At 70.1% G+C, this 2,828-nt stretch carries 3 protein-coding genes; 2 read left to right on the forward strand and 1 reads right to left on the reverse strand.

Translation table 11 applies throughout. The features are described 5' to 3' along the window. The coding region (locus tag AC1D01_RS28475; RefSeq protein ID WP_477872398.1) for an AMP-binding protein at positions 1–287 on the reverse strand (287 nt) is incomplete at its 3' end. Positions 288–442: 155 nt separating this feature from the next. On the opposite strand from AC1D01_RS28475, the gene AC1D01_RS28480 reads away from it, so the two are divergent. After that, a complete protein-coding gene (locus AC1D01_RS28480) occupies positions 443–1,366 on the forward strand; it encodes a helix-turn-helix transcriptional regulator (RefSeq protein WP_477872400.1) in 924 nt (307 codons plus the stop codon). Between the two features lie 77 nt (positions 1,367–1,443). Beyond that, positions 1,444–2,828, forward strand: a 1,385-nt coding sequence (gene boxC / locus AC1D01_RS28485; protein WP_477872402.1) for a 2,3-epoxybenzoyl-CoA dihydrolase, incomplete at its 3' end; no start/stop codon positions are given.

Raw genomic sequence — 2,828 nt, forward strand, 5'->3', positions numbered from 1 at the left:
GTGTTGACCGGCACCGGCACCAGGCCGGCATACAGCGCACCGAGGAAGGCCACCGGCATGTCCACCGTGTCCAGCATCATCAGCAGCACGCGCTCCTCGCGGCGCAGGCCCAGGCGCAACAGGCCGGCGGCGCAACGCTGCACGCGGTCGGCCAGCTCGCCGTAGCTGAGCCGGCCGTCGTCGTCGATGTAGGCGGTCTTCGTGGCACGGCCCGCGTTGCACTGCAGCAGGTGGGCTGCGACGTTGAATCGTTCGGGCGGCGCCACCACGGCGAGGTTCGCGGGCATGCTGTTCTCCTGACGGGACGGCCGCGGTTTTACCTCAAGCCGACCCGATCTCCGCATAATGCATTCACGGACAGTGCAATGATCGGTTGATGCAATATGTTGCACTGGATTCAGTATAAACAGCAGTCCCGATCGACCCTGTTACGGACATACCCTTGGACCGAATCCCGAACTCGCCCACCGCGCCGGAAGGCGATCCTGATCCGACCACCGACAAAGACCCGTTCCTCGCCGCCCTGGGCGAGCGCACGCGGGCGCTGCGATCCCGGCGCGGCCTGACACGCAAGAGCCTGGCCAAGGTGGCCGACGTGTCCGAGCGCCACCTGGCGAATGTCGAGATGGGGGTCGGCAATGCGTCGGTGCAGTTCCTGCGGCAGCTCGCGCAGGCCCTGAACTGCACGCTGGCCGAGCTGGTCGGCGACGAGACGGCCAGCTCGCCGGAGTGGCTGATGATCCGCGAGATCCTGCGCGGCCGCAGCGAATCGGAGCTCGCGCAGGCCCGCTCCGCGCTGGCCTCGGTGTTCGGCGCGCCGGCCAGCCAGGCGGCGCGGCGGCAGCGGGTCGCGCTGATCGGGCTGCGCGGCGCCGGCAAGAGCACGCTCGGGAAGATGCTGGCCGACAGCTGGGCCGTGCCCTTCGTCGAGCTGAACCGCCACATCGAGACGGTGGCCGGCTGCAGCGTCTCCGAGATCCATTCGCTGTACGGCCCGGCCGCCTACCGGCGCCACGAGCGGCGCGCGCTCGAGGAGTGCATCCAGCGCTACCCGCGCGCGGTGATCGCGACGCCCGGCGGCATCGTCTCCGACCCGGCCACCTTCAACATGCTGCTGGCGCACTGCTACACCGTGTGGGTGCGCGCCTCGCCCGAGGAGCACATGAACCGGGTGCTGGCGCAGGGCGACACCCGGCCGATGTCGGGCAATGCCGAGGCGATGAACGACCTGCGGCGCATCCTCGAGAGCCGCGCCGCCTTCTACTCGAAGGCCGACGAGGTGTTCGACACCAGCGACAAGACCATGGAGGCCGCATTCACGGCCCTGCAGGACCAATTGCGGGGCACGATCCGGCTGGCGGGTTGACGCTGGCGGCTGCATGCACTAAATTGCATCTTCATTGACGGGCGTGCAGCATGTTGCCGCTCGCCGGAGATGCCCCCATGACAAATGTCCCCCCTGCCGCTTTCCCTGTTGACTCGCCGGTCGACTCCCCGGTCGATTACGAAACCCACCCGGATCGCTACCGCCACTGGCGGCTGAGCGTCGAAGGCCAGGTCGCCACGCTCGTGATGGCCGTCAGCGAGGACGGCGGGCTGCGCGCGGGCTACAAGCTGAAGCTGAACAGCTACGACCTCGGCGTCGACATCGAGCTGCACGACGCGGTGCAGCGCATCCGCTTCGAGCACCCGGCGGTGCGCACGGTGATCCTCACCAGCGGCCGCGACCGGGTGTTCTGCTCGGGCGCCAACATCTTCATGCTCGGCCTGTCCAGCCACGGCTGGAAGGTCAACTTCTGCAAGTTCACGAACGAGACGCGCAACGGGCTCGAAGACAGCAGCCGGCACGGCGGCCTGAAGTTCCTCGCCGCGGTGAACGGCGCCTGCGCCGGCGGCGGCTACGAGCTGGCGGCGGCCTGCGACGAGATCATCCTGGTCGACGACCGCTCGTCGGCCGTCAGCCTGCCCGAGGTGCCGCTGCTCGGCGTGCTGCCCGGCACCGGTGGGCTGACGCGCCTGACCGACAAGCGCCGCGTGCGCCACGACCATGCCGACATCTTCTGCACCACCAGCGAAGGCGTGCGTGGCAAGAAGGCGGTGGACTGGCGGCTGGTCGATGAAGCCGTGAAGACGCAGGCCTTCGCGCAGCGCGTGCAGGAGCGGGCGCGCGAACTGGCCGCGACGAGCGACCGCCCGGCCGATGCGCGCGGCGTGCCGCTGCCGCGGCTCGTGAAGCAGGTGTCGGCGGATGGCCTGGCCTACGGCCACGTCGACGTGCAGATCGACCGCGCCGCGCGCCACGCGACGTTGACCGTGCGTGGCCCCGTTGGCGCGCARCCGGCCGACCTCGCCGGCATCGAGGCCGCCGGCGCCGCCTGGTACCCGCTGCAGATGGCGCGCGAGCTGGACGACGCGATCCTCCACCTGCGCACCAACGAGCCCGAGATCGGCACCTGGCTGCTGAAGACGCAGGGCGCGGTCGACGCGGTGCTCGCGCTCGACGCGACGCTGCAGGCGCACCGTTCGCACTGGCTGGTGCGCGAGACCATCGGCCTGCTGCGCCGCACGCTGGCGCGGCTCGACGTGTCGTCGCGCTCGCTGTTCGCGCTGGTCGACCGCGGCTCGTGCTTTGCCGGCTCGCTGCTCGAGATCGCGCTCGCCGCGGACCGCATCTACATGCTGGCGCTGCCCGACGAGCCCGCTGCGGCGCCGCGCATCGCGTTGTCGGCGTTCAACTTCGGCGACCTGCAGATGGTGAGCCGCGAGACGCGCCTGCAGCGCCGCTTTCACCGCGATGCCGGCGAGATCGCCGCGGTGCAGGCGGTGCA

Source organism: Rhizobacter sp. P3_B12 (genome assembly GCF_056402895.1).